General features: G+C 64.7%; 23 protein-coding genes. 15 read left to right on the top strand and 8 right to left on the bottom strand.

Translation table 11 applies throughout. The features are described 5' to 3' along the window. Positions 1-91 precede the first annotated feature (91 nt). From pabB to ACNFG0_RS10725, 4 genes are all read right to left on the bottom strand, one after another. Positions 92-1435, bottom strand: a complete 1344-nt coding sequence (gene pabB / locus ACNFG0_RS10710; protein WP_416764771.1) for an aminodeoxychorismate synthase component I — start codon at positions 1433-1435, stop codon at positions 92-94. A gap of 199 nt (positions 1436-1634) precedes the next feature. Continuing rightward, positions 1635-2615, bottom strand: a complete 981-nt coding sequence (locus ACNFG0_RS10715) for an alpha-L-glutamate ligase-like protein (RefSeq protein ID WP_196145689.1) — start codon at positions 2613-2615, stop codon at positions 1635-1637. Beyond that, the gene (locus tag ACNFG0_RS10720) at positions 2615-4147 is read right to left on the bottom strand and encodes an inactive transglutaminase family protein (RefSeq protein ID WP_196145688.1); all 1533 of its coding nucleotides are present in this window, start codon (positions 4145-4147) and stop codon (positions 2615-2617) included. The genes ACNFG0_RS10715 and ACNFG0_RS10720 overlap by 1 nt, the downstream gene beginning before the upstream one ends. 5 nt (positions 4148-4152) lie before the next feature. Further along, positions 4153-4689, bottom strand: coding sequence for an ATP-dependent zinc protease (locus ACNFG0_RS10725; protein ID WP_084855440.1), 537 nt, complete (start codon positions 4687-4689; stop codon positions 4153-4155). A 294-nt stretch (positions 4690-4983) separates the two neighbouring features. On the opposite strand from ACNFG0_RS10725, the gene ACNFG0_RS10730 reads away from it, so the two are divergent. The 6 genes from ACNFG0_RS10730 to prpD all read left to right on the top strand — a co-directional run bounded on the left by ACNFG0_RS10730 (position 4984) and on the right by prpD (position 13590). Further along, positions 4984-5700 carry a GntR family transcriptional regulator gene (locus tag ACNFG0_RS10730; RefSeq protein WP_196156567.1) on the top strand — a complete coding sequence of 239 codons (717 nt, stop codon included), beginning with the start codon at positions 4984-4986 and terminating at the stop codon, positions 5698-5700. Beyond that, the gene (prpB, locus tag ACNFG0_RS10735) at positions 5697-6587 is read left to right on the top strand and encodes a methylisocitrate lyase (RefSeq protein WP_196145686.1); all 891 of its coding nucleotides are present in this window, start codon (positions 5697-5699) and stop codon (positions 6585-6587) included. The genes ACNFG0_RS10730 and prpB overlap by 4 nt, the downstream gene beginning before the upstream one ends. A gap of 151 nt (positions 6588-6738) precedes the next feature. Beyond that, positions 6739-7866 (top strand): bifunctional 2-methylcitrate synthase/citrate synthase, encoded by a 1128-nt coding sequence (prpC, locus tag ACNFG0_RS10740; RefSeq protein ID WP_196145685.1) that lies wholly within the window; start codon positions 6739-6741, stop codon positions 7864-7866. Positions 7867-8027: 161 nt separating this feature from the next. Then, positions 8028-10616: a Fe/S-dependent 2-methylisocitrate dehydratase AcnD gene (acnD, locus tag ACNFG0_RS10745; protein WP_416764773.1), complete on the top strand. Its 2589-nt coding sequence runs from the start codon at positions 8028-8030 to the stop codon at positions 10614-10616. A gap of 148 nt (positions 10617-10764) precedes the next feature. Next, complete coding sequence (prpF, locus tag ACNFG0_RS10750; protein WP_416764774.1) at positions 10765-11955, top strand: 2-methylaconitate cis-trans isomerase PrpF; 1191 nt, start codon at positions 10765-10767, stop codon at positions 11953-11955. Positions 11956-12105: 150 nt separating this feature from the next. Beyond that, the gene (gene prpD / locus ACNFG0_RS10755; protein ID WP_196156563.1) at positions 12106-13590 is read left to right on the top strand and encodes a 2-methylcitrate dehydratase; all 1485 of its coding nucleotides are present in this window, start codon (positions 12106-12108) and stop codon (positions 13588-13590) included. Between the two features lie 98 nt (positions 13591-13688). Here the strand turns inward: prpD and acnB are convergent, their stop codons facing one another. Then, positions 13689-16298 (bottom strand): bifunctional aconitate hydratase 2/2-methylisocitrate dehydratase, encoded by a 2610-nt coding sequence (gene acnB, locus ACNFG0_RS10760; protein WP_196145733.1) that lies wholly within the window; start codon positions 16296-16298, stop codon positions 13689-13691. Positions 16299-16703: 405 nt separating this feature from the next. On the opposite strand from acnB, the gene ACNFG0_RS10765 reads away from it, so the two are divergent. Both ACNFG0_RS10765 and ACNFG0_RS10770 read left to right on the top strand, forming a co-directional pair. Then, a complete protein-coding gene (locus ACNFG0_RS10765) occupies positions 16704-17171 on the top strand; it encodes a DUF1289 domain-containing protein (protein ID WP_196145681.1) in 468 nt (155 codons plus the stop codon). Between the two features lie 67 nt (positions 17172-17238). After that, positions 17239-17856 carry a hypothetical protein gene (locus tag ACNFG0_RS10770; protein ID WP_196145680.1) on the top strand — a complete coding sequence of 206 codons (618 nt, stop codon included), beginning with the start codon at positions 17239-17241 and terminating at the stop codon, positions 17854-17856. A gap of 9 nt (positions 17857-17865) precedes the next feature. Here ACNFG0_RS10770 and queD read toward each other — a convergent pair whose 3' ends face one another. Together queD and ACNFG0_RS10780 are read right to left on the bottom strand one after the other, a co-directional pair. Next, positions 17866-18222 (bottom strand): 6-carboxytetrahydropterin synthase QueD, encoded by a 357-nt coding sequence (gene queD / locus ACNFG0_RS10775; protein WP_043213989.1) that lies wholly within the window; start codon positions 18220-18222, stop codon positions 17866-17868. Between the two features lie 51 nt (positions 18223-18273). Beyond that, on the bottom strand, positions 18274-19353 hold the full coding sequence (locus ACNFG0_RS10780) for a patatin-like phospholipase family protein (protein WP_196145679.1): 1080 nt from the start codon (positions 19351-19353) through the stop codon (positions 18274-18276). A 162-nt stretch (positions 19354-19515) separates the two neighbouring features. Here ACNFG0_RS10780 and ACNFG0_RS10785 point away from each other — a divergent pair, with 162 nt between their 5' ends. From ACNFG0_RS10785 to ACNFG0_RS10805, 5 genes are all read left to right on the top strand, one after another. Continuing rightward, entirely contained in the window at positions 19516-19824 is a 309-nt protein-coding gene (locus tag ACNFG0_RS10785) for a PepSY domain-containing protein (protein ID WP_084855430.1), read from the top strand. After that, complete coding sequence (locus ACNFG0_RS10790) at positions 19824-20138, top strand: PepSY domain-containing protein (protein WP_416764777.1); 315 nt, start codon at positions 19824-19826, stop codon at positions 20136-20138. The genes ACNFG0_RS10785 and ACNFG0_RS10790 overlap by 1 nt, the downstream gene beginning before the upstream one ends. Then, positions 20139-20807 carry a response regulator transcription factor gene (locus tag ACNFG0_RS10795; RefSeq protein ID WP_196145677.1) on the top strand — a complete coding sequence of 223 codons (669 nt, stop codon included), beginning with the start codon at positions 20139-20141 and terminating at the stop codon, positions 20805-20807. Continuing rightward, complete coding sequence (locus ACNFG0_RS10800) at positions 20804-22123, top strand: sensor histidine kinase (RefSeq protein WP_196145676.1); 1320 nt, start codon at positions 20804-20806, stop codon at positions 22121-22123. The genes ACNFG0_RS10795 and ACNFG0_RS10800 overlap by 4 nt, the downstream gene beginning before the upstream one ends. A gap of 296 nt (positions 22124-22419) precedes the next feature. Continuing rightward, entirely contained in the window at positions 22420-23577 is a 1158-nt protein-coding gene (locus ACNFG0_RS10805; RefSeq protein ID WP_196166679.1) for an HPP family protein, read from the top strand. Here ACNFG0_RS10805 and ACNFG0_RS10810 read toward each other — a convergent pair. Beyond that, positions 23551-24417 carry a LysR family transcriptional regulator gene (locus tag ACNFG0_RS10810; RefSeq protein WP_196145674.1) on the bottom strand — a complete coding sequence of 289 codons (867 nt, stop codon included), beginning with the start codon at positions 24415-24417 and terminating at the stop codon, positions 23551-23553. The two genes, ACNFG0_RS10805 and ACNFG0_RS10810, sit on opposite strands and share 27 nt — an antisense overlap. Before the next feature lie 177 nt (positions 24418-24594). Between ACNFG0_RS10810 and ACNFG0_RS10815 the strand changes: the two genes are divergently transcribed. Both ACNFG0_RS10815 and ACNFG0_RS10820 read left to right on the top strand, forming a co-directional pair. Next, on the top strand, positions 24595-26484 hold the full coding sequence (locus tag ACNFG0_RS10815; RefSeq protein WP_416764779.1) for a propionyl-CoA synthetase: 1890 nt from the start codon (positions 24595-24597) through the stop codon (positions 26482-26484). A 170-nt stretch (positions 26485-26654) separates the two neighbouring features. Continuing rightward, positions 26655-26759, top strand: a 105-nt coding sequence (locus ACNFG0_RS10820; RefSeq protein WP_323114979.1) for a hypothetical protein, incomplete at its 3' end; no start/stop codon positions are given.

Raw genomic sequence — 26759 nt, forward strand, 5'->3', positions numbered from 1 at the left:
GGGCGCTATCGCCGGCAAGCCGGCTCCCACACGAGCGGCGCTGGTTCTGTGGGAGTCGGCTTGCCGGCGATAGCGCGCAGGAGGCGTCGAATCACAGGTGCTGCAAGGTTTCCATCAACACCCGCACCTTGGCGATGGATTCCTCGTATTCGGCCTGCCATTCGGAATCGGCCACCACCGCGCCACCGCCCCAGCAGCTGGCCTGCCCATCTTTGACCAGCAGGCTGCGGATGGCGATGGAGCTGTCCATCTCGCCGCGAACGTCCACATACAGCAGCGAGCCGCAATACAGCGCCCGGCGCGTCGGCTCCAGTTCGTCGATGATCTGCATGGCGCGGATCTTTGGTGCCCCGGTGATCGAGCCACCGGGGAAGCTGTCGCCGATCAGATCCAGGGCGTCCTTGCCGGCGGCTAGGCGGCCGGTGATGCTGCTGACCAGGTGGTGGACGTTGGGGTAGCTCTCCAGGCTGAACAGCTCGGGCACCTTCACCGAACCGATCTCGCAGGTGCGCCCCAGGTCGTTGCGTAACAGGTCCACGATCATCAGGTTTTCCGAGCGATCCTTGGGGCTTGCCTGCAGCTCGGCGGCATTGTGCGCGTCCTGCTGTGGGTCGTCGGCCCGTGGGCGGGTGCCCTTGATCGGGCGGGTTTCCACCCGGCCCTGGCTGACCTGGATGAAGCGCTCCGGCGAAAAGCTCAGCAGCGCGCTGCCATCGGCCAGTTGCTGGTAGCCGGAGAACGGCGTGGGGCAAGCCTTGCGCAAGGCTTGGTAGGCGCGCCACGGGTCGCCCTGGCAGGGGGCGCGGAAGCGTTGGGTCAGGTTGATCTGGTAGCAGTCGCCGGCCTGGATGTATTGCTGGACCTTGTCGAACGCGCTGCGGTACTGCGCAGGCTGCAGGTCGCCGCGCATGGGCGCCAACAACTGGAAGTCGCCGCACACCACGGTGTCGGGCGCCTCGAACAGCTGAATCAGGCGCTGGCGCTCGATGCTCGCAAGGCTTGGGTGGAACACCAGTTGCGTGGTGCCGAGCGTGTGGTCGCTGACCAGCGCCCAGGCATACAGGCCGAGCTGGGCGTCGGGCAGGCCGAGGTCGTCGCGGGCCAGGCTCGGCAACTGCTCCAGGCGTCGGCCAAAGTCGTAGCTCAGGTAGCCGATCAGGCCGCCGGCGAAGGGCAACTGGACGCCATCCGGCAACTGCGCCTGGCCCAGCTGGGCCAGGGCATTTCGCAGGCGCTGCAGATAGGCCCGGCCGTCTTCCTCGGGCTGGGCTTGCAGGTGCTGCAGCGGCCAGGCGCTGAGCAGGTCGAAGCGGCCGCGCTCGGCGCCGGGTCGGGCACTGTCGAGCAGGATCGCGCCGGGTGCCTGGCGCAGGCGGGCGAAGTAATGGGCGGGATCGAGCTGGTAGGGCAGGGGGTGGAGCGTACAGGTTGGCATCAGAGTGGGCGGCGATGACAAAGCGAGGAGGGGATTGTAGACCTGTGCGGTGAATGCGCCTAGCGCTGGGCATTACATTCAATAGTGAGCAGGCCATCGCCGGCAAGACGGCTCCCACAGGCACGGCGCTGTCTCTGAAAACAGCACAGGGCAGGTGGGAGCCGGCTTGCCGGCGATGGGCCGCAAGACGGCCCTGGGCTCAGTGCGGATGCACGTGCCCGAACAGCCCTTGCGACACGCGCACGCGTTGTTCGGCGTCTTCCTTCACACCATCCTTGGCCAGCGCTTCCAGATGTGCCTCGATGGCATGGGTGCGCTGGGTCAGGCCGCAGTCATTGGCGATCTGGATGTTCAGGCCGGGGCGGGCGTTGAGCTCGAGGATCAGCGGGCCCTTGTCCTGGTCCAGGACCATGTCCACGCCGATATAGCCCAGGCCGCACAGCTCGTAGCAGCTGGCAGCCAGCTTCATGAAGCCGTCCCAGTTCGGCAGCTGTACGCCATCCACCGCATTGGTGGTGTCCGGGTGCTTGCTGATGATCTTGTTCAGCCAGGTGCCACGCAGGGTGACGCCGGTGGCCAGGTCCACGCCCACGCCGATGGCGCCCTGGTGCAGGTTGGCCTTGCCGCCGGACTGGCGCGTCGGCAGGCGCAGCATGGCCATCACCGGATAGCCCATCAGTACGATGATGCGGATGTCCGGCACGCCTTCATAGCTGATGCTCTTGAAGATCTGGTCCGGGGTCACCCGGTACTCGATGAGCGCGCGGTCGCGATGCCCGCCCAGCGAGTACAGGCCGGTGAGGATGCTGGAGATCTGGTGCTCGATCTCCTCGTGGCTGATGATCTTGCCCGAGACGGTGCGGTAGCGGTCCTCGAAGCGGTCGGCGATGACCATGATGCCGTCACCGCCAGCCCCCTGGGCCGGCTTGATGACGAAATCGTTGCGCCCACCGATGATCTGCTCGAGCTTGTCGATTTCCTTCTCGGTCTCGATGATGCCGTACATCTCCGGCACATGGATGCCGGCCTTGAGCGCACGCTCCTTGGTGATGATCTTGTCGTCAACGATCGGGTACAGGTGGCGCTTGTTGTACTTCAGGACGTAGTCCGCGTTGCGCCGGTTGATACCCATGATGCCCCGGGCCTCCAGGGCTTTCCAGGTCTTGATCAGTCCGAACATCAAGCGTCAGCCTTCACGAAAGCCTTGAAGCGAACGAGCTCGGTCAGGCGGTAGCCGCGGTAGCGACCCATCGCCAGCATGAAGCCCACCAGGATCAGCAGTACGGCAGGGAAGGTGAAGACGAAGTACACCAGTTCCGGCACGCTCATCAGCAGGTGTGCGATGGACGCGGCGAACAGGGTGCCGATGGCCACCTTCATGGCATGGCCGCCGCCACGCTCTTCCCAGGTGATCGACAGGCGCTCGATGGTCATGGTCAGGATCACCATCGGGAACAGGGCGACCGACAGGCCGCGCTCGAGGCCCAGCTTGTGGCTGAACAGGCTGATGGCGGCGATCAATACCACCACGAAGGTCAGCACCACCGACAGGCGCGGCAGCATCTGCAGCTTCAGGTGCTCGAGGTACGAGCGCAGCGACAGGCCAAGGGCGGTGATCACCGTGAACAGCACGATGCCGAAGCCCAGCTGGGTTTCACGGAAGGCCAGGGCGATCAGTACGGGGGTGAAGGTGCCGAGGGTCTGCAGGCCGACCAGGTTGCGCAGCACCAGGATGACCAGTACGCCGATCGGGATCATCACCATGATCATGAAGGTCTGCTGGGTCTGCAGGGGCAGACCGTACAGCGAATACTCGAGGAAGTCGGCGTCGGTGTTCTCGTCGGTCAGCTTGGCCAGGCGGATGGCGTTCATCTCGCTGTTGTTCATGCTGAAGGTGACGTTGGCCTTCTTGCCACCATCGACGGTGACCAGGTTGTCATCGCCGGTCCACCACAGCAGGCGGTCGTTGGGCAGGCCCTGCTCGCCGGTGTCCGGGTTGAAGTACAGCCAGTCGTTGCCGTTGAAGCTGCGCAGCCACAGTTCAGGCGTTTGCGGGGTGTCGGCGACCAGGCGGATGGTGTGGACCTTTTCCATCGGCACGTGGGCGATCGACAGCAGCAGATCGATGACCTGGGCCTTCTTCATGGACGAGGTGTCGCCGGCCAGCAGCAGCTTGACGTTGTCGTCGTTGAGGTTGTTGACCCGCTTGATGGTCTCGCTGACGAAGGTCTCGACATCCGCCGAGTGCTGGCGGATCGGCGCCATCAGGGCTTCGGCGGCGATCTTCTCGGGGCCTTCCAGGGCCAGGCTGTCACGGAAGGTCGGGCCTTTGACCGTGGCCTTCTCGCTGCTGTAGCGCTTGGTCAGCACCAGGCGGTAGTAGAGCGTCTGGTTGCCGCTGGCGCGGCGTGCCGACCAGGTCACCTTGCGGTTGCCATCGGCCCGGTTGACGCTCACCCCGTAGTTGTTGGAGATGAAGCTCTCGTTGAGGCTCACGTAGTCACGGTTCAGCGGTGGCACGAACATCTGCACCTTGACCGGGTCCTTCGGGTTGGCGACGAATTCGACCTTGGCGTCGATGTTCCACAGGTCGTCGGTCGCGTCTTCGGTCACCGGGATGCCGAGGATGAAGATCTGATAGGCCGTGACCAGCACGCCCAGGAGCACCAGTACGGTGATCAGGACTTTCAGGTGAAGGGTAAGAGAGCGCATCGGGTTTACTCTGCGGTGGGAGCTTTGGTGGCGCAGGCGGGTTTGCCGGCCGCGTATTTAAGGCTTGGATCGACCAGGGCGTCAAAATGCTTGAGCGCCTCGGAGCCGATCAACAGCGGGAACTGGAAGGCGCTGCGGTCGGTGAGGTTGACCTCGATGGTGCGCAGTGCCTGGCCCATGCAGATGTCCAGTTCGATGACCGGGCGGGCCGTGTAGGCCTTGCCTTCGTCAGGATTGTAGTCACCGGCGCGCCGCTTGATCTTGCTGACACGGGCCAGTGGCCGTTCGATTGGGTGCGAATGGGCGGCGTCGATGGCCAGGTAGAAGCGTACCCAGCTCTCGCCGTTGCGCTTGAAGCGCTTGATGTCGCGGGCGCTCAGCGACGCGGTCTTGGCGCCGGTGTCGAGCTTGGCCGCCACTTCCAGGTCGAGATCGGAAAGGCGGGCATATTCGTTCAGGCCGTAAACGGTCTTTTCCGCCGCCTGGCCAAGGGCCGGCAGCAGGGCGAGGCAGAACAGCAATGAAGCGGGTGTAAGTCTCATAAATCCTGGCGCGGTGCTGTGCGGGTTCGGGGCAAGGCGACTGGCAAGTACTGCGCAAGCATCCTCGTTCATCTGTCAACACCCCAGGGGGTGGCAGACACACTATCCATACTCCCTTGGGAAGCGCGGCATTCTATCACGCCAACGTTTCGACGCCAGCGCGCCGCGATCTGACAGCGAGGGGGGTGTTTAAGTTCGTTCTTAGACAATTGTCGACAATGTTGATTTTGTCTTTGACTACGCGGTGCTATTTAGCTAGCTTTTGCGCTATCGAAACCAAAGGTGTCGACAATTATGCGGGAAGCCACCCAGGCGGCATTGGCCACGTCGGATGATTCCGAAACGCTATCGGAGAACGTCTTCCGGCGTATCCAGGCCGCCATCGTCAAGGGCGAGATCGCCCCGGGCAGCAAGATCTCCGAACCGGAGCTGGCCCGTACCTACGGTATCAGCCGCGGCCCGTTGCGCGAGGCCATTCATCGCCTGGAGGGCCAGCGCCTGCTGGTGCGGGTGCCCCATGTCGGTGCCCGGGTGGTGTCGCTCAACCATGCCGAGCTGATCGAACTGTACGAAATCCGTGAGTCCCTCGAAGGCATGGCCTGCCGCCTGGCCGCCGAGCGCATGAGCCTGGCCGACATCGACGAGCTGCGTCGGGTGCTCGACACCCATGAGCGCGACGCCGCCTTCCAGGCCGGCGTTGGCTACTACCAGCAGGAAGGCGATTTCGACTTCCACTACCGGATCATCCAGGGCAGCGGCAACCAGACCCTGGTCAAGATGCTCTGCGGCGAGCTGTACCAGCTGGTGCGCATGTACCGCATCCAGTTCTCCGCCACGCCCAACCGCCCGCACCAGGCCTTCGCCGAGCATCACCGCATTCTCGACGCCATCGCCGATCGTGACGGCGAGCTGGCCGAACTCCTGATGCGTCGCCACATCGGCGCGTCCAAACGCAACATCGAGCGCCATTACCAAGGCGTCGACAACAATAGCCCACGAGGTGAGTCATGACTTTGAAGAGCACGCCCGGCCAGCGTTTCCGTGACGCGGTTGCCGCCGAACATCCGTTGCAAGTGGTAGGGGCCATCAATGCCAACCACGCCCTGCTGGCCAAGCGCGCTGGCTTCAAGGCCATCTACCTCTCCGGTGGTGGTGTCGCGGCCGGTTCCCTGGGCCTGCCGGACCTGGGCATCAGCGGCCTGGACGACGTGCTGACCGATGTGCGCCGTATCACCGATGTGTGCGACCTGCCGCTGCTGGTGGACGTGGACACCGGCTTCGGCGCCTCGGCCTTCAACGTGGCGCGTACCGTGCGCTCGATGTGCAAGTTTGGCGCCGCCGCCATCCACATCGAGGACCAGGTCGGTGCCAAGCGCTGCGGCCACCGCCCGAACAAGGAAATCGTCTCCCAGCAGGAGATGGTCGACCGCATCAAGGCCGCGGTGGATGCCCGTACCGACGACAGCTTCGTGATCATGGCGCGCACCGATGCCCTGGCCGTCGAAGGCCTGAACGCCGCCCTGGACCGTGCCGCCGCGTGCATCGAGGCGGGTGCCGACATGATCTTCCCGGAGGCGATCACAGAGCTTTCGATGTACAAGACCTTCGCCGACCGGGTGCAGGCACCGATCCTGGCCAACATCACCGAGTTCGGCGCGACACCGCTGTACACCACCGAAGAGCTGGCCTCGGTCGACGTCTCGCTGGTGCTGTACCCGCTGTCGGCCTTCCGGGCCATGAACAAGGCGGCCGAGAACGTCTACACCGCTTTGCGTCGCGACGGCACCCAGAAGAACGTGATCGACACCATGCAGACCCGCATGGAGCTCTACGATGCCATCGGCTACCACGCCTTCGAGCAGAGCCTCGATGCGTTGTTCGCCCAAAAGAAAGGTTGAGCCTGTGACGGCCTCATCGCCGGCAAGCCGGCTCCCACAGGTTCGACTGGACCGTCTGTGTGGGAGCCGGCCTGCCGGCGATAGGGCCGGACCAGCCTCCCGGGTTTAGCCAGCAAGATTCGATAACAAGTTCAAGAAAGGAGAACACACCATGGCCGAAGCAAAAGTACTCAGTGGCGCAGGCCTGCGTGGCCAGGTAGCCGGGCAGACCGCGCTGTCGACCGTGGGCCAGGCCGGAGCCGGCCTGACCTACCGTGGCTATGACGTCCGCGACCTGGCGGCCGGTGCCGAATTCGAGGAAGTGGCCTACCTGCTGCTGTACGGCGAACTGCCGAGCCAGGCCGAGCTGGACGACTACAAGCGCAAGCTCAAGGGCCTGCGTGACCTGCCCCAGGCGCTCAAGGAAGTGCTCGAGCGCATCCCGCGCGATGCGCACCCGATGGACGTGATGCGCACCGGTTGCTCGGTGCTCGGCACCCTGGAGCCGGAGTTGACCTTCGAGCAGCAGCGCGAGAAGACCGACCGTCTGCTGGCCGTGTTCCCGGCGATCATGTGCTACTGGTACCGCTTCACTCACCACGGCGTGCGCATCGATTGCACCAGTGACGAAGACACCCTCGGTGGCCATTTCCTGCACCTGCTGCACGGCAAGAAGCCGAGCGAGCTGCACGTCAAGGTGATGAACGTCTCACTGATCCTCTACGCCGAGCACGAATTCAACGCCTCGACCTTCACCGCGCGTGTCTGCGCCTCGACCCTGTCGGACCTCTACTCGTGCGTCACCGCCGCCATCGGTTCGCTGCGCGGCCCGCTGCACGGCGGCGCCAACGAGGCGGCCATGGAGTTGATCGAGCGCTTCCAGAGCCCGCAGGAGGCCGTCGCCGAGCTGCTGCGCATGCTTGAGCGCAAGGACAAGATCATGGGCTTCGGCCATGCGATCTACAAGGAGTCCGATCCGCGCAACGAGGTGATCAAGGGCTGGTCCAAGCAGTTGGCCGACCAGGTGGGCGACAAGGTGCTGTACCCGGTTTCCGAGGCCATCGACAAGACCATGTGGGAGCAGAAGCGTCTGTTCCCCAACGCCGACTTCTACCATGCCTCGGCGTACCACTTCATGGGCATCCCGACCAAGCTGTTCACCCCGATCTTCGTCTGCTCGCGCCTGACCGGCTGGGCCGCGCACGTCTTCGAGCAGCGCGCCAACAACCGCATCATCCGCCCGAGCGCCGAGTATGTCGGCGTCGAGCAGCGCAAGTTCGTGCCGATCGAGCAGCGTTAAAACAGGGTGAGCCGCGTTCCCTGTGGGAGCGGGCTTGTCCCGCGATAGCGTCAGGTCAGGCAGCGATGTCGAACCGGCCGACCTCATCGCGGGGCAAGCCCGCTCCCACAGGGACGGTGCAAGCCGAGCCACCGAACACCGTGACCGAGCCGGATAACGATATGAACACCGCATTCCGCAAGCCCCTGCCAGGCACTGACCTGGACTACTTCGATGCCCGCGCGGCGGTCGAGGCGATCAAGCCCGGCGCGTACGACGGGTTACCCTATACCTCCCGCGTGCTGGCCGAGAACCTGGTGCGTCGCTGCGACCCGGCCACCCTCGATGCCTCCCTCGGGCAACTGATCGAGCGCAAGCGCGACCTCGACTTCCCCTGGTTCCCGGCGCGCGTGGTGTGCCACGACATCCTCGGCCAGACCGCTCTGGTGGACCTGGCCGGCCTGCGCGATGCCATCGCCGACAAGGGCGGCGACCCGGCCCAGGTCAACCCGGTGGTGCCGGTCCAGTTGATCGTCGACCACTCCCTGGCCGTGGAGTGCGGCGGCTTCGACCCGCAGGCCTTCGAGAAGAACCGCGCCATCGAGGACCGTCGCAACGAAGACCGCTTCCATTTCATCAACTGGACCAAGAAGGCGTTCAAGAACGTCGACGTGATCCAGCCAGGCAATGGCATCATGCACCAGATCAACCTGGAGAAGATGTCGCCGGTGGTTCACAACGACCGTGGCGTGGCCTACCCGGACACCTGTGTCGGCACCGACAGCCATACCCCGCACGTCGATGCATTGGGTGTGATCGCCATCGGCGTCGGCGGGTTGGAAGCCGAGAACGTCATGCTCGGCCGCGCCTCGTGGATGCGCCTGCCGGAAATCGTCGGCGTCGAGCTGACCGGCAAGCTGCAGCCGAACATCACCGCCACCGACCTGGTGCTGGCCCTGACCGAGTTCCTGCGCAAACAGAAGGTGGTCGGCGCCTATCTCGAATTCCACGGTGAGGGCGCCCGCGCCCTGACCCTGGGCGACCGTGCCACCATCTCCAACATGGCCCCCGAATACGGCGCCACCGCAGCGATGTTCGCCATCGACCAGCAGACCATCGACTACCTCAAGCTGACTGGCCGCGAAGAGCAGCAGGTCAAGCTGGTGGAAACCTATGCCAAGGCCACGGGCCTGTGGGCCGACAGTCTGGGCCAGGCCGAGTATGAGCGCGTGCTGCGCTTCGACCTCTCCAGCGTGGTGCGCAACATGGCCGGCCCGTCCAACCCGCACGCCCGTGTCGCCACCAGCGACCTGGCCGCCAAAGGCATCGCCGGTGCCTGGGAAGAAGTGCCGGGGCAGATGCCGGACGGTGCGGTGATCATCGCCGCCATCACCAGCTGCACCAACACCAGCAACCCGCGCAACGTGATCGCCGCAGGCCTGCTGGCACGCAACGCCAACAAGCTCGGCCTGGCGCGCAAGCCTTGGGTGAAATCCTCCCTGGCCCCCGGTTCCAAGGCCGTACAGCTGTACCTGGAAGAGGCGGGGCTGGAAAAAGAACTGGAGCAACTGGGCTTTGGTATCGTCGCCTTCGCCTGCACCACCTGCAACGGCATGTCCGGCGCGCTCGACCCGAAGATCCAGCAGGAGATCATCGACCGCGACCTGTATGCCACCGCCGTGCTGTCGGGCAACCGCAACTTCGATGGGCGCATCCACCCGTACGCCAAGCAGGCTTTCCTCGCGTCGCCACCGCTGGTGGTGGCCTACGCTATCGCCGGCACCATCCGCTTCGACATCGAGAAGGATGTGCTGGGTGTGGTGGATGGCAAGGAAATCCGCCTCAAGGATATCTGGCCGAGCGATGAAGAGATCGACGCGGTGGTGCGTGCCGCGGTCAAGCCTGAGCAGTTCCGCAAGGTGTACATCCCGATGTTCGCCATCGAGGAAGACAAAGGGCCGAAGGTCGCGCCGCTGTACGAATGGCGCCCGATGAGCACCTATATTCGCCGCCCGCCTTACTGGGAGGGGGCCCTGGCTGGCGAGCGCACCCTGCGCGGCATGCGCCCGCTGGCAGTGCTGCCGGACAACATCACCACCGACCACCTGTCGCCGTCGAACGCCATCATGGCCAACAGCGCCGCGGGCGAATACCTGGCGAAGATGGGCCTGCCGGAGGAAGACTTCAACTCCTACGCGACCCACCGTGGCGACCACCTGACCGCCCAGCGTGCGACCTTCGCCAACCCCAAGCTGTTCAACGAGATGGTGCGCAACGAAGACGGCAGCGTGAAGCAGGGTTCGCTGGCGCGCATCGAGCCGGAAGGCAAGGTGACGCGCATGTGGGAAGCGATCGAGACCTACATGCAGCGCAAGCAGCCACTGATCATCGTCGCAGGCGCCGACTACGGCCAGGGCTCGTCCCGTGACTGGGCGGCCAAGGGCGTGCGCCTGGCGGGCGTCGAGGCGATCGTCGCCGAAGGCTTCGAGCGCATCCACCGCACCAACCTGGTCGGCATGGGCGTGTTGCCGCTGGAGTTCCAGCCGGGGACCAATCGCAACACTTTGGACCTGGACGGCAGCGAGACCTACGACGTGCTGGGCGCGCGGACACCGCGGGCGACCCTGACGCTGGTCATCACCCGGCGCAATGGCGAGCGGGTGGAGGTGCCGGTGACCTGCCGCCTGGATACTGCCGAAGAAGTGTCGATCTACGAGGCGGGCGGGGTGCTGCAGCGCTTCGCCCAGGATTTCCTCGAAGGCACTGCCTGAGTGAGCGGGGCCGCTTTGCGGCCCTTTCGCGGCACGAGGCCGCTCCTACAGGAAATGCGCTCGTCTGTAGGAACGGCCTTGTGCCGCGAGAGGGCTGCGTAGCAGCCCCAGGTTTTCTGCCGGAGCGAGACAATCAGGACACTCGACCATGACACACGCACCACAAGTAAGAATCCCCGCCACCTACATCCGTGGCGGCACCAGCAAAGGCGTGTTCTTCCGCCTGCAAGACCTGCCCGAGCGCGCCCGGCAACCTGGGCCTGCCCGCGATGCTCTGTTGCTGCGGGTGATCGGCAGCCCCGACCCCTACGCCAAGCAGATCGATGGCATGGGCGGCGCCACCTCCAGCACCAGCAAGACGGTGATCCTCTCGCGCAGCGCTCGCCCGGAGCATGACGTCGACTACCTGTTTGGCCAGGTCGCCATCGACAAGGCCTTCGTCGATTGGAGCGGCAACTGCGGCAACCTCTCCGCAGCGGTCGGCTCCTTCGCCGTCAGCAGCGGCCTGGTAGACCCGGCACGCATCCCACGCAACGGCATCGCCACCGTGCGCATCTGGCAGGCCAATATCGGCAAGACCATCGTCGCCCACGTGCCGATCACTGAAGGTGAGGTGCAAGAGACCGGTGACTTCGAGCTGGACGGCGTGACCTTCCCGGCCGCCGAAGTGCAGCTGGAATTCCTCGACCCGGCCGCCGACGAGGACGGCGACGGTGGCGCCATGTTCCCTACCGGCAATCTGGTGGACGACCTTGAGGTACCCGGCGTCGGGACGTTCAAGGCAACCCTGATCAACGCCGGCATCCCGACCATTTTCGTCAACGCCGCGGATATCGGTTACACCGGTACCGAGTTGCAGGAAGCGATCAACGGCGACCCTGCCGCGCTTGCACGTTTCGAGACCATTCGCGCTCATGGTGCCGTGCGCATGGGCTTGATCGAACACATCGACCAGGCTGCCGGACGTCAGCATACGCCCAAGGTGGCATTCGTCGCGCCGCCGACCGCCTACACTGCTTCCAGCGGCAAGACGGTCGAGGCCGCCGACATCGACCTGCTGGTGCGGGCGCTGTCGATGGGCAAGCTGCACCACGCGATGATGGGCACCGCAGCGGTGGCCATCGGCACGGCGGCAGCGATCCCCGGCACGCTGGTCAACCTCGCCGCCGGCGGGGGCGAGCGCAGTGCCGTGCGCTTCGGCCACCCGTCCGGCACCTTGCGGGTGGGCGCCGAAGCGCGCAAGGTGGGCGGTGAATGGACCGTGACCAAGGCCATCATGAGCCGTAGTGCTCGCGTGCTGATGGAGGGCTGGGTACGCGTGCCTGGCGATAGCTTCTAAACACGCACTTGGCGCTCGGCTTCGAAGAGCGAGGGGCTGCTGTGCAGCCCATCGCGGGGCAAGCCCGCTCCTATAGGCAGCGTTGAGCCTGGAGGAGTGGGTGTGCCCCGTGATGGGGCGCACAGCGGCCCCATATCAAGGGAGCAGACAATGAGCGCCAACGTAGACCTGAACGACCGCCCGGACTACGACCAGGTATTGCAGACCCTCGCCGATTACGTGCTCGAATACCAGGTCGAGTCGAGCGAGGCGCTGGACACCGCCCGCAACTGCCTGATGGACACCCTGGGCTGCGGCCTGCTGGCCCTGCGCTTTCCCGAGTGCACCAAGCACCTCGGTCCGCTGGTCGAAGGTACCGTGGTGCCCTTCGGCGCACGTGTGCCGGGTACTTCCTACCGCCTGGACCCGGTCAAGGCGGCTTGGGACATCGGTTGCACCGTGCGTTGGCTGGACTACAACGACACCTGGCTGGCGGCCGAATGGGCGCACCCCTCGGATAATCTGGGTGGCATCCTCGCCGTCGCTGACCACCTCTCGCAACGGCGCGTGGCCAATGGCGAGCCACCGCTGACCATGCGCACGGTGCTCGAGGCCATGATCATGGCTCACGAGATCCAGGGCGTGCTGGCACTGGAAAATGCCTTCAACCGTGTCGGACTCGACCACGTGGTGCTGGTCAAGGTGGCTTCCACTGCGGTGTGCGCACGGCTCATGGGGGCCAGCCGCGAGCAGATGCTCTCGGCCTTGTCCCATGCCTTCGTCGACGGCCAGGCGCTGCGCACCTACCGCCATGCGCCCAATGCCGGTTCGCGCAAGTCATGGGCGGCTGGCGATGCTTCCAGTCGCGGCGTACGCCTGGCCGATATCGCCTTGCGTGGCGAAATGGGCGTGCCGGGTGTGCTGACCGCAGCGCAATGGGGCTTCTACGATGTGTCCTTCAGCCACACCAACAAGGACCTGGCGCTCAAGCCCGTCGAGCAGCGGGTGTTGCGCCTACCGCAGCCACTGGGCAGCTACGTGATGGAGAACGTGCTGTTCAAGATCAGCTTCCCGGCCGAATTCCACGCCCAGACCGCGTGCGAAGCGGCGGTGGCTTTGCACCCTCAGGTGCGCAATCGCCTGCATGAAGTCGACCGCATCGTCATCAGTACCAATGAATCGGCGATACGCATCATTTCCAAGGTCGGCCCGTTGGCCAACGCGGCCGACCGCGATCACTGCCTGCAGTACATGGTCGCTGTGCCGCTGATCTTCGGTGACCTGGTGGCCGAGTACTACGAGGATGCCTTCCACGCGGTGCACCCGAGCATCGACCGTTTGCGCGAGAAGATGGAAATCGTCGAGGAGCCGCGGTTCAGTCGCGAGTACCTGGAGGCGGACAAGCGTTCCATTGCCAATGGTCTGCAGGTGTTCTTCAAGGACGGCAGCCATACCGAGCAGGTGGTGGTGGAGTACCCGATCGGGCATCGGCGCCGGCGCGGGGAGGGGATACCGCTGTTGGAGGCCAAGTTCCGGGAGAACCTGGCGACGCGGTTCGCGCGTCAGCGTTGCGATGAAATCCTTGCTGTGTGCAAGGACCAGCGGCGGCTCGAGGAGACCGCTGTGCACAGGTTCGTCGATCTGTTCGTGATTTGAAGTCGTCTGTTGCGACCCAATCGCGGGGCAAGCATGGCCAACAAAAAAGCCCCGGCATTTCTGCCGGGGCTTTCTCGTTACAGCCTACAGCTCAACGATTACGCCTGGACCACCGGGATCTGGGCGTTGGCCGCCGCTTCGCGGAACTCGGCGATCTGGTCGAAGCTCAGGTAGCGGTAGACGTCGGCAGCCATGCTGTCGATGTCCTTGGCGTACTGCAGGTACTCTTCGACGGTCGGCAGCTTGCCGAGGATCGAGGCAACCGCGGCCAGCTCGGCCGAAGCCAGGTAGACGTTGGTGGCGTCGCCCAGGCGGTTCGGGAAGTTACGGGTCGAGGTGGAGACCACGGTCGAACCGGTCTGCACGCGCGCCTGGTTACCCATGCACAGCGAGCAGCCTGGCATTTCCATGCGCGCACCGGCCTTGCCGTAGATGCCGTAGTAGCCTTCTTCGGTCAGCTGGTGGGCATCCATTTTGGTTGGCGGGGCCAGCCACAGACGGGTCGGGATACCGCCCTTGACCTTGTCCAGCAGCTTGCCGGCAGCGCGGAAGTGACCGATGTTGGTCATGCACGAACCGATGAACACCTCGTCGATCTTGTCGCCGGCAACGGTGGACAGCAGGCGGGCATCGTCCGGGTCGTTCGGCGCGCAGAGCACAGGCTCCTTGACGTCGGCCAGGTCGATTTCGATGACTGCGGCGTACTCGGCGTCGGCATCGGCGGACAGCAGCTGTGGCTTGGCCAGCCAGGCTTCCATCGCCTGGGCGCGGCGCTCCAGGGTACGGGCATCACCGTAGCCTTCGCTGATCATCCAGCGCAGCAGGGTGATGTTGGACTTCAGGTACTCGGCGATCGACTCTTCCGGCAGTTTGATGGTGCAACCGGCGGCGGAGCGCTCGGCCGAGGCGTCGGACAGCTCGAAGGCTTGTTCGACGGTCAGCTCGTTGAGGCCTTCGATCTCCAGGATGCGACCGGAGAAGATGTTCTTCTTGCCCTTCTTCTCGACGGTCAGCAGGCCCTGCTGGATCGCGTAGTAAGGAATGGCATGGACCAGGTCGCGCAGGGTGATGCCAGGCTGCAGCTTGCCCTTGAAGCGAACCAGTACCGACTCGGGCATGTCCAGCGGCATGACGCCGGTGGCAGCGGCGAAGGCTACCAGGCCGGAACCGGCTGGGAAGGAGATGCCGATCGGGAAGCGGGTGTGCGAGTCGCCACCGGTGCCGACGGTGTCAGGCAGCAGCATGCGGTTCAGCCAGCTGTGGATGATGCCGTCGCCAGGGCGCAGGGACACGCCGCCACGGGTGCGGATGAAGTCCGGCAGGGTGTGGTGGGTGGTGACGTCGATCGGCTTCGGATAGGCCGCGGTGTGGCAGAACGACTGCATGACCAGGTCGGCGGAGAAGCCCAGGCAGGCCAGGTCCTTCAGCTCGTCGCGGGTCATCGGGCCGGTGGTGTCCTGGGAGCCGACGGTGGTCATCTTCGGTTCGCAGTAGGCACCCGGGCGCACGCCCTGGCCTTCCGGCAGACCGCAGGCGCGACCGACCATCTTCTGGGCCAGGGTGAAGCCCTTGCCGGAATCGGCAGGCTGCTCGGGTTTCTTGAACAGGTCCGAGGCACCCAGGCCCAGCTCGGCGCGGGCTTTCTCGGTCAGGCCGCGGCCGACGATCAGCGGGATACGGCCGCCAGCGCGGACTTCGTCGAGCAGGACTTCGGTCTTCAGTTCGAAGGTGGTGACCAGCTCGTCGCTGCCGTGACGACGGACTTCGCCCTTGAACGGATAGACGTCGATGACGTCGCCCATGGCCAGGTTGGTGCAGTCGAATTCGATCGGCAGGGCGCCGGCGTCTTCCATGGTGTTGTAGAAGATCGGGGCGATCTTGGTGCCGAAGCAGAAGCCACCGGCGCGCTTGTTCGGCACGTACGGGATGTCGTCGCCGAAGAACCACAGCACCGAGTTGGTGGCCGATTTACGCGAGGAGCCGGTGCCGACCACGTCGCCGACGTAGGCGACCGGGAAGCCCTTGGCCTTGACCGCTTCGATCTGGGCCAGCGGGCCGACCGAGCCCGGCTGCTGCGGCTCGATGCCGTCGCGGGCCATTTTCAGCATGGCCAGGGCGTGCAGTGGGATGTCGGGGCGCGACCAGGCGTCCGGGGCAGGGGACAGGTCGTCGGTGTTGGTTTCGCCTGGCACCTTGAACACGGTCAGGGTGTATTTTTCGGCGATGGCCGGGCGGGCGGTGAACCACTCGCCAGCGGCCCAGGAATCCAGGACGGCCTTGGCATTGGCGTTGCCGGCCTTGGCTTTCTCGGCCACATCGTGGAAGGCATCGAACATCAGCAGGGTGTGCTTGAGCTGTTCGGCCGCGACGGCGCCCAGTTCGGCGTCATCCAGCAGCGCAACCAGCGTTTCGATGTTGTAGCCGCCCTGCATGGTGCCCAGCAGTTCGGTGGCGTGCTTGCGGTCGATCAGCGGCGACTTGGCTTCGCCCTTGGCGATAGCGGAGAGGAAAGCAGCCTTGACGTAGGCGGCTTCGTCGACCCCTGGGGGAACGCGGTTGGTGATCAGGTCTACGAGGAAGGCTTCTTCGCCGGCCGGCGGGTTCTTCAGCAGCTCGACCAGGCCTGCAGTTTGTTCGGCGTTCAGCGGCTGGGGCACGATGCCCAGGGCGGCACGCTCTTCGATGTGTTTGCGGTAGGCTTCAAGCACAGTTATTACCCTCATCAGTGGTCCCTAAAGGGAGTCCGGGACGCTCATCCAGCATTCCCCGCACCCATGCGCAATCACGGCTTTTTGGGCCGCCCAGCCAGGGTCGCGGAGAATCCTTACAGAAGCTGCTTTCAAAGTTTTACGCCTGTAGAACGGTGAGCTGATGAGGGCTGGCGCGGGCCATGCACGGTGGCATGCCCCGGCCAACGCCGTTCTACCGGATGAACTGTGCTCGTGACGCTTTGAAAACAGCTTCCAACGGACATTGGTGCCTTGAAAAGGCGGTGTGATTCTACGGTAAAAACGGGACGAAAGTAAGGCGGCATATGTGACTTTAACGAGTGACCGTGGTTAGACAAAGGGCTAACATGGGGCCGTGTTCCACCGTCAAGTCGTTGTTCCTACATGTCCAACCAATCCATCAAGACCCCGTGCGTCGGGCTCTGCTCCACGGTCTATGGCGACCTGGTATGCCGCGGATGCAAGCGTTTCCACCATGAAGTGATCCACTGGAACAGCTACGACGAGGACGAAAAACGTGCCGTCTGGCTGCGTCTGGAGCAGTTGCTGGTGCAGGTGATGATGGCCAAACTGGAGGTGTTCGACAAAGCCCGTCTGCGCCAGCAGCTGGAACACCGCTCCATCCGCTTCCTGGCCCATCAGTCCGAATACTGCTGGGCCTATCAGTTGATCGCCCGCGGCGCCCGCCTGATCCGCGATCTGGAAGCCTACGGCATGGCCTTGCTGCCCGAATTCCGCGACTGGGAACTGCCGCAGTTGCGCGATGCCATCGACCGGGAGTTCTTCCTGCTGTCCGAGGCCCATTACCAGCGTTATATCGCGCCGTCCTTCCTGCAGGCTGCCCTGGGCTGATTTTCCTCCTGCCCGGCGCCTCGCCGCGTCGCTAGCTTCGGCACTCGGTGATCGAGGAGGGGCTGGTGTGAGCGGTTATGTCTTTGAACCTGACCTGTGTTTCAACGCCCGCTGCTGGTGGCAGCTGCTGGGCGTACGGGTCGATCCGTGCGCCTGGGATCGTGCCGTTGGCCATTTGGCGCCGCTGTGGGTGCGCTTCGAAAGTGGCGATGGCGAAGACGGCTGGATGAGGGTGGAACCTGAAGGTGCGCTGCTACCGAGCTCCCCATTGCGTACGAGCAGTGCCGGTATTCTCTGCGATGTGCTGTGGTTTGGCGTGTACCGGATCCACGAGCAGTTCGCCTATGAGATCAGGCCGGCCTATGTCGGCCAGGCTGCCGACCTGTGGCCGAAGCTCGACTATGTAATGAGCAAGGACTTCGGCTATGTGGGGATGTCGGGGAGCCGGCACCCGGCGGGCAGCGGGCATGCACCGCTTTGGATAATCGACAGCCTCGACCCCCGGCGAGTCGAGCTCGGGCAGCGGCCATGCAACCTGGAGCTGATCGACCCCTCCGGAGCATCCGTCAGGCGCTACCGGCAGTTCGGTCGACCGTACCTGGCGACGCACCAGGGTGTCAGGGGCCTGCTGAGCCTGGAAATCGTCAACATGCCCGTGCCTGTGCACCCCAGGCCCTTGGGCTGAGTGCGCGGATCAGTCGCCGCTGTATTCACAACCGCTGGTGCAGGTCTCGTGGATGCGCACCTTCGACAGCTCCGGCAGCAGCGGCTTGACTTGGTCCCAGATCCACTTGGCGATCACTTCGCTGGTGGGGTTTTCCAGGCCAGGGATGTCGTTCAGGTAGTTGTGGTCCAGCTGCTCGTAGATCGGCTTGAAGATCGCCTTGATCTCGGCGAAGTCGCGGATCCAGCCGGTATGCGGGTCGAGTGGGCCGGTCAGGTGCAGGCCGACCTTGAACGAGTGGCCATGCAGGCGACCGCACTTGTGCCCGGCCGGGACGTTGGGCAGGCGGTGGGCCGATTCGAACGTAAATTCCTTGAAGATTTCCACGCTGTAGGACTCTTGAAAACAATGCTGGCCGGCAGTTTACCAGCATGCTCGTTACAAGGCTTGCAGCCGTTCGTGCAGCCGCCCGGTGGCGATCAGCTCCAGTAGCTCGTCCCCCAGGCGCTGGCTTTCGGCGATGGCTTTGTACCAGTAACGCTTGCGCGCCGGAGCATCGCCCATGAAGCGCTTGAAGTCGTTGCGGTCGGGCAGTTTGCCGTAGGGCAGGGCGGCCAGATACTGGGACGACGGAGTCACCAGCAGCACGTTCTGCAGGCGCGTGGCATCGCCTCGGCGCCAGGGCAGGGCCTTGTCGAACCAGCCGGGCACCACCTTGTCGGTGAAGTGCGGGTAGAGCACCAGATCGTCGCCTCGGTAAGGCAGGTCCAGGTGGTAGTCGAGCAGGCCGCCGTCGCGATAGGTGCCGGCTCCGGCGCCGGGAATATCGCGCACGCCTTGCATGACCATCGGGATCGAGCCTGAGGCCAGCAGGGCATGGCGCAGGTTGGTCGGGTCCAGGGGTAGACAACGCGAGGGAAAGTCGGTCAATGCGTCCAGCGGCGGTGCGGCGCGACCATCGTGCAGGATGATCCGCTCGAAGTGGCGGCCCAGGCGTGAGCGCCCCAACAGGTTGCTGGCCACCACCGAGGACAATCCCATTCCCAGGCGACCGCGGTGGTCGTCCGCCAGCAGGCCTCGGCTCTTGACCACCATGATGTTCAGGCGGTAGCGCGCATTGGCGAGAATCTGCCCGTCGCGGCCTTGCAGCAGGTCGTCGAGCATGCGCTTGCAACTCTGGCTGACCTGAGCCGGGGTCGCGCCCTTGGCGAAATCCTGCTCGGTGTACAGCTCGCCCAGACGGCGCAGGCCGGCCACGGGGTCATCGAGGCAGGCGCTGGCGAAGCGCCAGGCACCGATCGAGGCGCCGACCAGGGCGCGCTCGCGAGGTGCCGAGGGCAGCCAATGGCCGAACAATGCCAGGTCCAGGCCCTGGATGCCCAGTGGCTTGGGCCCGCCGGCAGCGCCGGGCAGGATGCCTACATCGGCGGCGTTCAGGCCGCGTTCGCGGATCTGGCGCAGGGCGCGGTGGCCAGCCTTGAAAGTCAGGGCGGGGTATTTGACGTGAATGGCGCTCATGACGGATCTCGCGGACAACAAGCGGGCCATTATAGGCCTCGGCAGGGCGAAGCGGGTGCGGACTGCGCTATCATCACCCCGGCCTGTTTTCAGCTTCGATTAAGGACCACTGGTTAGTCTTAACCCCGTAGACAACTTGTACATCTCGATGGAGAGAACCCGATGAAAACCTTGACTGCCCTGTTCACTGCCGCCGCTCTCGCCCTGGGGGCCAATGTCGCCCTGGCCAAGGATGTCCAGCCTGACGAAGTGATCAAGCTGGTGAATGCCAAGACCATCAAGTCCCTGGACGAACTCAAGGCCGCTGCCGTGGCCAAGCATCCGGGCGCTACCGTGACCGACTCGGAGCTCGAGGACGAATACGGCCGGTACATCTACAAGGTAGAACTGCGCGACAGCCAGAACGTCGAGTGGGACGTGGACCTGGACGCCAAGACCGGTGAAGTCCTCAAGGACGAACGAGACAGCTGATGACCGATCTACCGCGAACGGTGCGCTACCTGGCGTTTGCACTGTTGGCCACCTGTTCGCTGGCCGTTGCACGTGACCTCGATCAGGATGAAGCCCTGGAGCTGCGGCAAACGGGCGTCATCCTGCCGCTGGAACAATTGCTCGAATCCGCCCTGGGGCGTTACCCCGGGGCGCGCCTGCTGGAAGCGGAGCTCGAAGAAAAGCACGAGCGTTACGAGTACGAGGTCGAATTGCTGACACCCGATGGCGTGGTCCGCGAAATCAAGCTGGACGCCCGCAACGGAATGCTGCTCAAAGACGAGGAAGACGACTGAATGCGCCTGCTGCTTGTCGAGGACAATGTCCCCCTGGCCGACGAACTGACCGCCAGCCTGCAGCGCCAGGGCTATGCCGTGGACTGGCTGGCCGACGGCCGCGACGCGGTGTACCAGGGCCAGAGCGAACCCTACGACCTGATCATCCTTGACCTCGGCCTGCCGGGATTGCCCGGGCTCGAGGTGCTGGCCCAGTGGCGTGCCGCCAACCTGGCCACGCCGGTGTTGATCCTAACCGCGCGCGGCTCCTGGGCCGAGCGGATCGAAGGGCTCAAGGCCGGGGCCGACGACTACCTGACCAAGCCTTTCCATCCCGAGGAACTGCAACTGCGCATCCAGGCGTTGTTGCGCCGGGCCCGTGGGCTGGCCAACCAACCCACTCTCGAAGCGGCCGGCTTGCAGTTGGACGAGGGGCGCCAATGCGTGAATCGCGATGGTGTGGACATCCAGCTGACGGCCGCCGAGTTTCGCCTACTGCGGTATTTCATGCTGCATCCACAACAGGTGCTGTCGAAAAGTCACCTGGCCGAGCATCTCTACGATGGTGAGACCGAGCGCGACTCCAACGTCCTGGAGGTGCACGTCAACCACCTGCGTCGCAAGTTGGGTCGCAGCGTGATCGAAACCCGGCGTGGCCAGGGCTACGTGTACGCCGGGAGCACCGCGTGAAGTCGATCCAGGCACGCCTGAGCCTTGGCCTGGTGGCGGTACTGGTGGTGGTCGGCCTGGTGCTGGCCCAGCTGACCCTGTGGCTGTTCGAGGTGGGCCTGCAACGCTACCTCGAAGCCGGCCTGCGCAAGGAGAGCGAGAACCTTCTGGTGGCACTGGTGCGTGGGCCTACCGGCTTGCAATTGGACGAGCGCAGGATCTCCTCCGCCTATCAGCGACCCTTCTCCGGTTATTACTTTCGCATCGACTTCGACCAGGGTACCTGGCGATCCCGTTCGCTGTGGGACCTGGACATGCCCAAGCCGGCGGCGCCGGGCCTCGAGGACAGCCACGAGCTGGGGCCGGAGGGCCAGCAACTGCTTGCCCTGCGCGCCGACTACCGGCGCCTGGGCCAGGATATCTCCATCAGTGTGGCCCAGGACTACTCGCCGATCCGCGACGGCTTCCGGCGCATGCAGCAGATCGGCCTGGGCATGGGCCTGGTGGCCCTGGTGCTGGTGCTGGTGTTGCAGCGCATCACCGTGACCCGGTCGTTGCGCCCGCTCGAGCGCGCCCGCCAGCAGATCGCCCAGCTGCAACAAGGCCAGCGTTCGCAGCTCGACGCCCAAGTGCCCAGCGAGCTTCAGCCGTTGGTGGACCAGATCAACCACTTGCTGGTACACACCGAAGACAGCCTGCGCCGGTCGCGCAATGCCTTGGGCAATCTCGGCCACGCCCTGAAGACGCCTTTGGCGGTGCTGCTCAGCCTGGCGGCCAGTGAACGATTGGACGACCTGCCGGAGGTTCGCGAGCAGTTGCGCGAGCAACTGGAGCAGATCCAGCAGCGTCTTTCACGCGAACTCAACCGTGCACGCCTGGCCGGCGATGCGCTGCCAGGTGCCCAGTTCGACTGTGACGCCGAATTGCCCGGCCTGCTCGCCACGCTTGGGATGATCCACGGCGAAGGCCTGCAGCTCGGGCGTGATGTGCCGCCCGGGTTGTTGCTGCCCTGGGACCGCGAAGACCTGCTGGAGCTGCTCGGCAACCTGCTGGACAACGCCTGCAAGTGGGCCGACAGCGAAGTACGTCTGGGCATTGCGCCGAGCGCCGAAGGCTACCAGCTGTGGGTGGACGACGACGGCCCCGGCATTCCCGAGCAGGCACGCCTGCAGGTGCTCGAGCGCGGCTCGCGGTTGGACGAGCAGGTCGACGGGCATGGCCTGGGGCTTGGTATCGTGCGCGATATCGTCGAGGCCTGGGGCGGCACTTTGGCGCTGCTGGAAAGCCCCATGGGCGGCCTTCGGGTCAGCATCGACCTGCCGCGCAAGGGGCGTTGATCGGGGCCAGGAGTGTTCGGCTTGGGGTTGTTTAGCGCCTGGGAGATCGCGCGAGGGCGGCGCTCGGTCTCCCGGGCGCCTAACCTTCCCAGTCCTGCACTACAAAAAAATTGCAGTCCAGCCGCATTTTTTTGAATTGGCCCCTTGTCCGCCCGCCCGGCACAATCGCCGCCATGAAACTTCCCAGTTTCCATCTCCATGGACGGAATCATTGAGCTATTGCATGCGCAATGCCGGGCCCAGGCCGACTTGGCTGGGCTTTCTTTTTAATCGGAAGACCACGATCGATCGCCCTGATGTCTGCCTCGCGTCCTGAAAGCCGTTTGCAGCGCCTGCTGCCTGCACCCTTGAACATCCCTCCCAAAGAATGGCTGCGTGCCGGTATCGGCGCACTGCTTGGCCTGTTCCTGGCCGGCACCTTGTGCAGCATGGTCTTTGGGCCCTCGGTCGCCTTGCACCTGCTCGGCCCGCTGGCTGCCTCGGCGGTGCTGGTGTTCGCCGTGCATTCCGGCCCGCTGGCCCAGCCCTGGCCGGTGCTGGGCAGCTATGCCGTGGCCGGTGCGGTGGGCCTGGCCATGCGCCATGGCTTCGGTGCCGAACTGTGGGTGGCCGCGGCCGCCTTGGGGGTGTCGATCCTGTTGATGTGCCTGTTGCGCTGCCTGCATCCGCCCGGTGGCGCGGTGGCGGCCGGCGCGGTGCTGGCCGACCCGGGCCTGGTGGCGCTGGGCAATCATTTGCTCGAGCCGATCCTGTTGCACGCACTGATCCTGGTCACGGTAGGGGTGTGCTACAACCGCCTGACCGGTGTGCGCTACCCCAAGGGGCCGGTGCCGCGCAAGGACCTGCACCACACCCACGACCCGCTGCCCAGTGAGCGGGTAGGGGTGAACAGCGAAGACCTGGACGTGGCCCTGGAGGAGTTGGGCGAGTTCGTCGACGTCACCCGCGACGAACTCGAACGCATCATCCTGGCCACTGAGCAGCATGCCTTGCAACGCAGCCTGGGCGGCATCACCGCTGCCTCGGTGATGTCCCGCGACGTGCAGTTCGCTTCGCCAGCCACCACCCTGGAACAGGCCTGGAAGATGCTTTCGAGCCATCACCTCAAGACCCTGCCGGTGCTCGAAGGCGGTCGCCTGGTGGGTATCGTCAGCTTGAGCGACCTGGTGGGCCCGGCCATGGCCCGTGCGCGCTTCAGCTGGCGAGGGATGTTCCGCCGCCATACGGTGCGCATGGAGCAGGTGATGAGCCGGCGGGTGATCAGCGTCAGCAGCCAGCACCCGCTGGACCGCCTGTTGCCGCTGCTCAGCGACCACGGCCTGCACTGCCTGCCGGTGCTGGAGGACGACCATCTGGTGGGGGTGATCACCCAGACCGACCTGATCGCCGGCCTCAAGCGGCATTTGCTCAATGCCGCCGCGCAGCGTTCAGATAACCGGGTCCCAGCGCTGTGACCAATCGCTGTCGCCGGCTGCCACCAGGCGGCGCAGCACGCTGAAGGCCTGTTGCAGGGCTTCGCTGTCTCGCTTGCGGGCATAGACCAGGAAGGTTGGGTAGGTGAATTCTGGCGCCTGCGGTACCCGCTCGAACACGCCCCGTTCGAGGTAGGCCTGCACCACGCGGGTGCGGAAATAGCCGCTGCCGCCCTGGTCGAGGATGAACTGCAGGGCCAGTGGGCCGAGGTTGAAACTCAGTGCCGGGCGTGCGCAGTCGGGCAGGGCGGCGTCGTGCTGGCGGCGGAAGGCTTCGCCCCAGTCGATGTAGATGTAAGGATCGGGGTGGCCGACCCGGCGCACGCGGATCAGCTTTTCTTCCATCAACTGCTCCACCTGCAGCCCAGGCCCGTAGGTCGGCTGATACACCAGCGCGGCATCGAGCAGCCCCATTTCCACCTTGCGCAGCAACGACTCGCCGTCGCTCACTTCGCTGCGGATGGCATGGCTGGGCAGTTCATGGTGCAGGGCACTGACCCAGTCGAGCATCATCGGGTTGGCAAGGCTCACCTCGCCGCCAACGTGCAACACCTGCTGACAACCCTGGGGCAATGGCAGGTCGCGGCGCGCCGCTTCCCAGGTCTGCACCATCTGGTTGGCGTAGATCACGAAGGCCTCGCCATCGCTGGTCAAGCTGGCACCGTTGCGGCTGCGCACGAACAGCTGGCAGCCAAGTTGCTGCTCCAGGCGCTGCACCCTCGCGGTGATTGCCGTCTGCGACACGAACAGGCGTTCGGCGGCGGCGACCAGGCTGCCGCAGCGCACGATTTCCAGGAAGGTACGGGCCTGATCGATATCCATTGAAGCGGCTCTGTGGCTGACGGGAGGCCTATTCTAGGCGTTTGCACCGCAATGGGGCGACTGCCCCGTGCAATCTTGCATATCGGTTGCGACTTAAGTCCGATGGCGAGGGTGGGGTAGCGGTCCATACTCCAGGTTCGCCCTTCAATAACAACAAGTATCGGGTTGCAGACCGCCATGACTTACCAGCACAGCTATGCCCATTCCATTGCCGACCCCGCCGCCTTCTGGGCCGAGCAGGCCGACCGCCTGGCCTGGCACCGCAAGCCCTCGCTGACCCTGCAGGACAACCCCGACGGTACCCACCGCTGGTTCGCCGACGGCCGCCTGAACAGTTGCTACCTGGCCCTGGACCACCAGATCGAGCAAGGCCGGGGCGAGCAGTTGGCGCTGATCTACGACTCGCCTGTGACCGGCGTGCAACAGACGTTCACCTACAACCAGTTGCGCGACGAGGTGGCACGCCTGGCAGGCCTGCTGCGGCAACTGGGCGTCGGCAAGGGCGATGGCGTGATCATCTACATGCCCATGGTGCCCCAGGCGGCCATGGCCATGCTGGCTTGTGCGCGGATCGGTGCGGTGCATTCGGTGGTGTTCGGCGGTTTCGCCGCCAACGAGTTGGCCTTGCGTATCGATGATGCCCGGCCCGCGCTGCTGCTCACCGCCTCCTGCGGGCTGGAGTTCGATCGGGTGATCGAATACAAGCCGCTGGTCGACCGCGCCCTGCAACTGGCCGGGCACCAGCCGCGCCATGTGCTGGTGCTGCAGCGCCCCCAGGCTTGTGCCAGCCTGCAGCCAGGGCGCGACCTGGACTGGCATGAAGCGTTGGTCGGCATCGAGCCGGTGCCACCTGTGGCACTGGATGCCGGCGATCCGCTGTACATCATGTACACCTCGGGAACCACCGGCAAACCCAAGGGCATCGTGCGCGAGAATGGCGGCAATGCCGTCGCGCTGTGCTACGCCATGCGCCATGTCTACGGCATGCAGGCCGGTGACGTGTGGTGGGGGATTTCCGACGTGGGCTGGGTGGTCGGCCATTCGCTGATCGTCTATGGGCCATTGATGAGCGGCTGCACCACGGTCTTCTACGAAGGCAAGCCGATCCGCACGCCGGATGCATCGGCCTACTGGCGGGTGGTGGAGCAGTACAAGGTCAATGGCCTGTTCTGCGCGCCCACCGCCATGCGCGCGATCCGCAAGGAAGACCCCGAAGGCGAGCTCATCCGCCGCCACGACTTGAGCTCGCTGCGTCAGCTGTTTCTGGCTGGCGAGAAGCTCGACTCCAGTACTCACCAATGGCTGGAGCGGGTCAGCGGCAAGGCGGTGCACGACCATTGGTGGCAGACCGAGACCGGTTGGCCGGTCACCGCGCCTTGCGTGGGCCTGGAGGGCAGTGCCGCACGGCCGGGGTCGAGCAACCGCGCGGTACCGGGGTATCACGTGCAAGTACTCGATGATGAAGGTCGGCCACTGGGGCCGAACCAACAGGGCGCCATCGTCATTGCCTTGCCATTGCCACCAGGGTGCAGCCAGACCTTGTGGGGCGATCATGAGCGGTACCTTCAGGCCTACCTGCACAGCTACCCGGGGTACTACCACACCGGTGACGGTGGGTACCTGGACGAGGATGGCTTTGTCTACATCATGGGGCGCACCGATGACGTGATAAACGTTTCCGGTCATCGCTTGTCCACCGGCGAGATGGAGGACCTGGTCGCGCGCCACCCGGCGGTGGCGGAGTGCGCGGTGATCGGTGTGCATGACGAGATCAAGGGCCAGGTGCCGTTAGCGCTGGTGGTGCTCAAGGATGGAGAGGGTATTTCCGAGCAACAGTTGCAGAGCGAGCTGATGGCGAGCGTACGCGAACATATCGGGGCATTGGCCTGTTTCAGCCGGGTGCGCCTGGTCAAACGCCTGCCTAAGACCCGCTCGGGCAAGATCCTGCGGGCGGTGCTGCGCAAGATCGCCGATGGGCAGGACTACGTGGCGCCGTCGACTCTGGACGATCCGGCGGTGCTGGGGGAGATCGAAGGGGTGCTGGCGGACCTGCCGCGGGCAGGTTGATGGGGGCAAACGCTGGCCGCTGTGGGCGCGGGCTTGTCCCGCGCTTGCTTTTATAGGTGAGACTTATTTTTGAAATACGATAAATCGATTTTCCTTATTTCTTCCGACTTGCTTCCATGCATGCCAAGGATCACTCCTAAAACAACAGACAAGAAACCAGGAGCCACACCATGCGTTACGCACATCCGGGTACCGAAGGCGCGAAAATCTCCTTCAAGAGCCGCTACGGCAACTACATCGGCGGTGAGTTCGTTCCTCCGGTCAAGGGTGAGTAC

The organism is Pseudomonas sp. NY15372, from assembly GCF_048068215.1.
Classification (GTDB): domain Bacteria; phylum Pseudomonadota; class Gammaproteobacteria; order Pseudomonadales; family Pseudomonadaceae; genus Aquipseudomonas; species Aquipseudomonas guariconensis_A.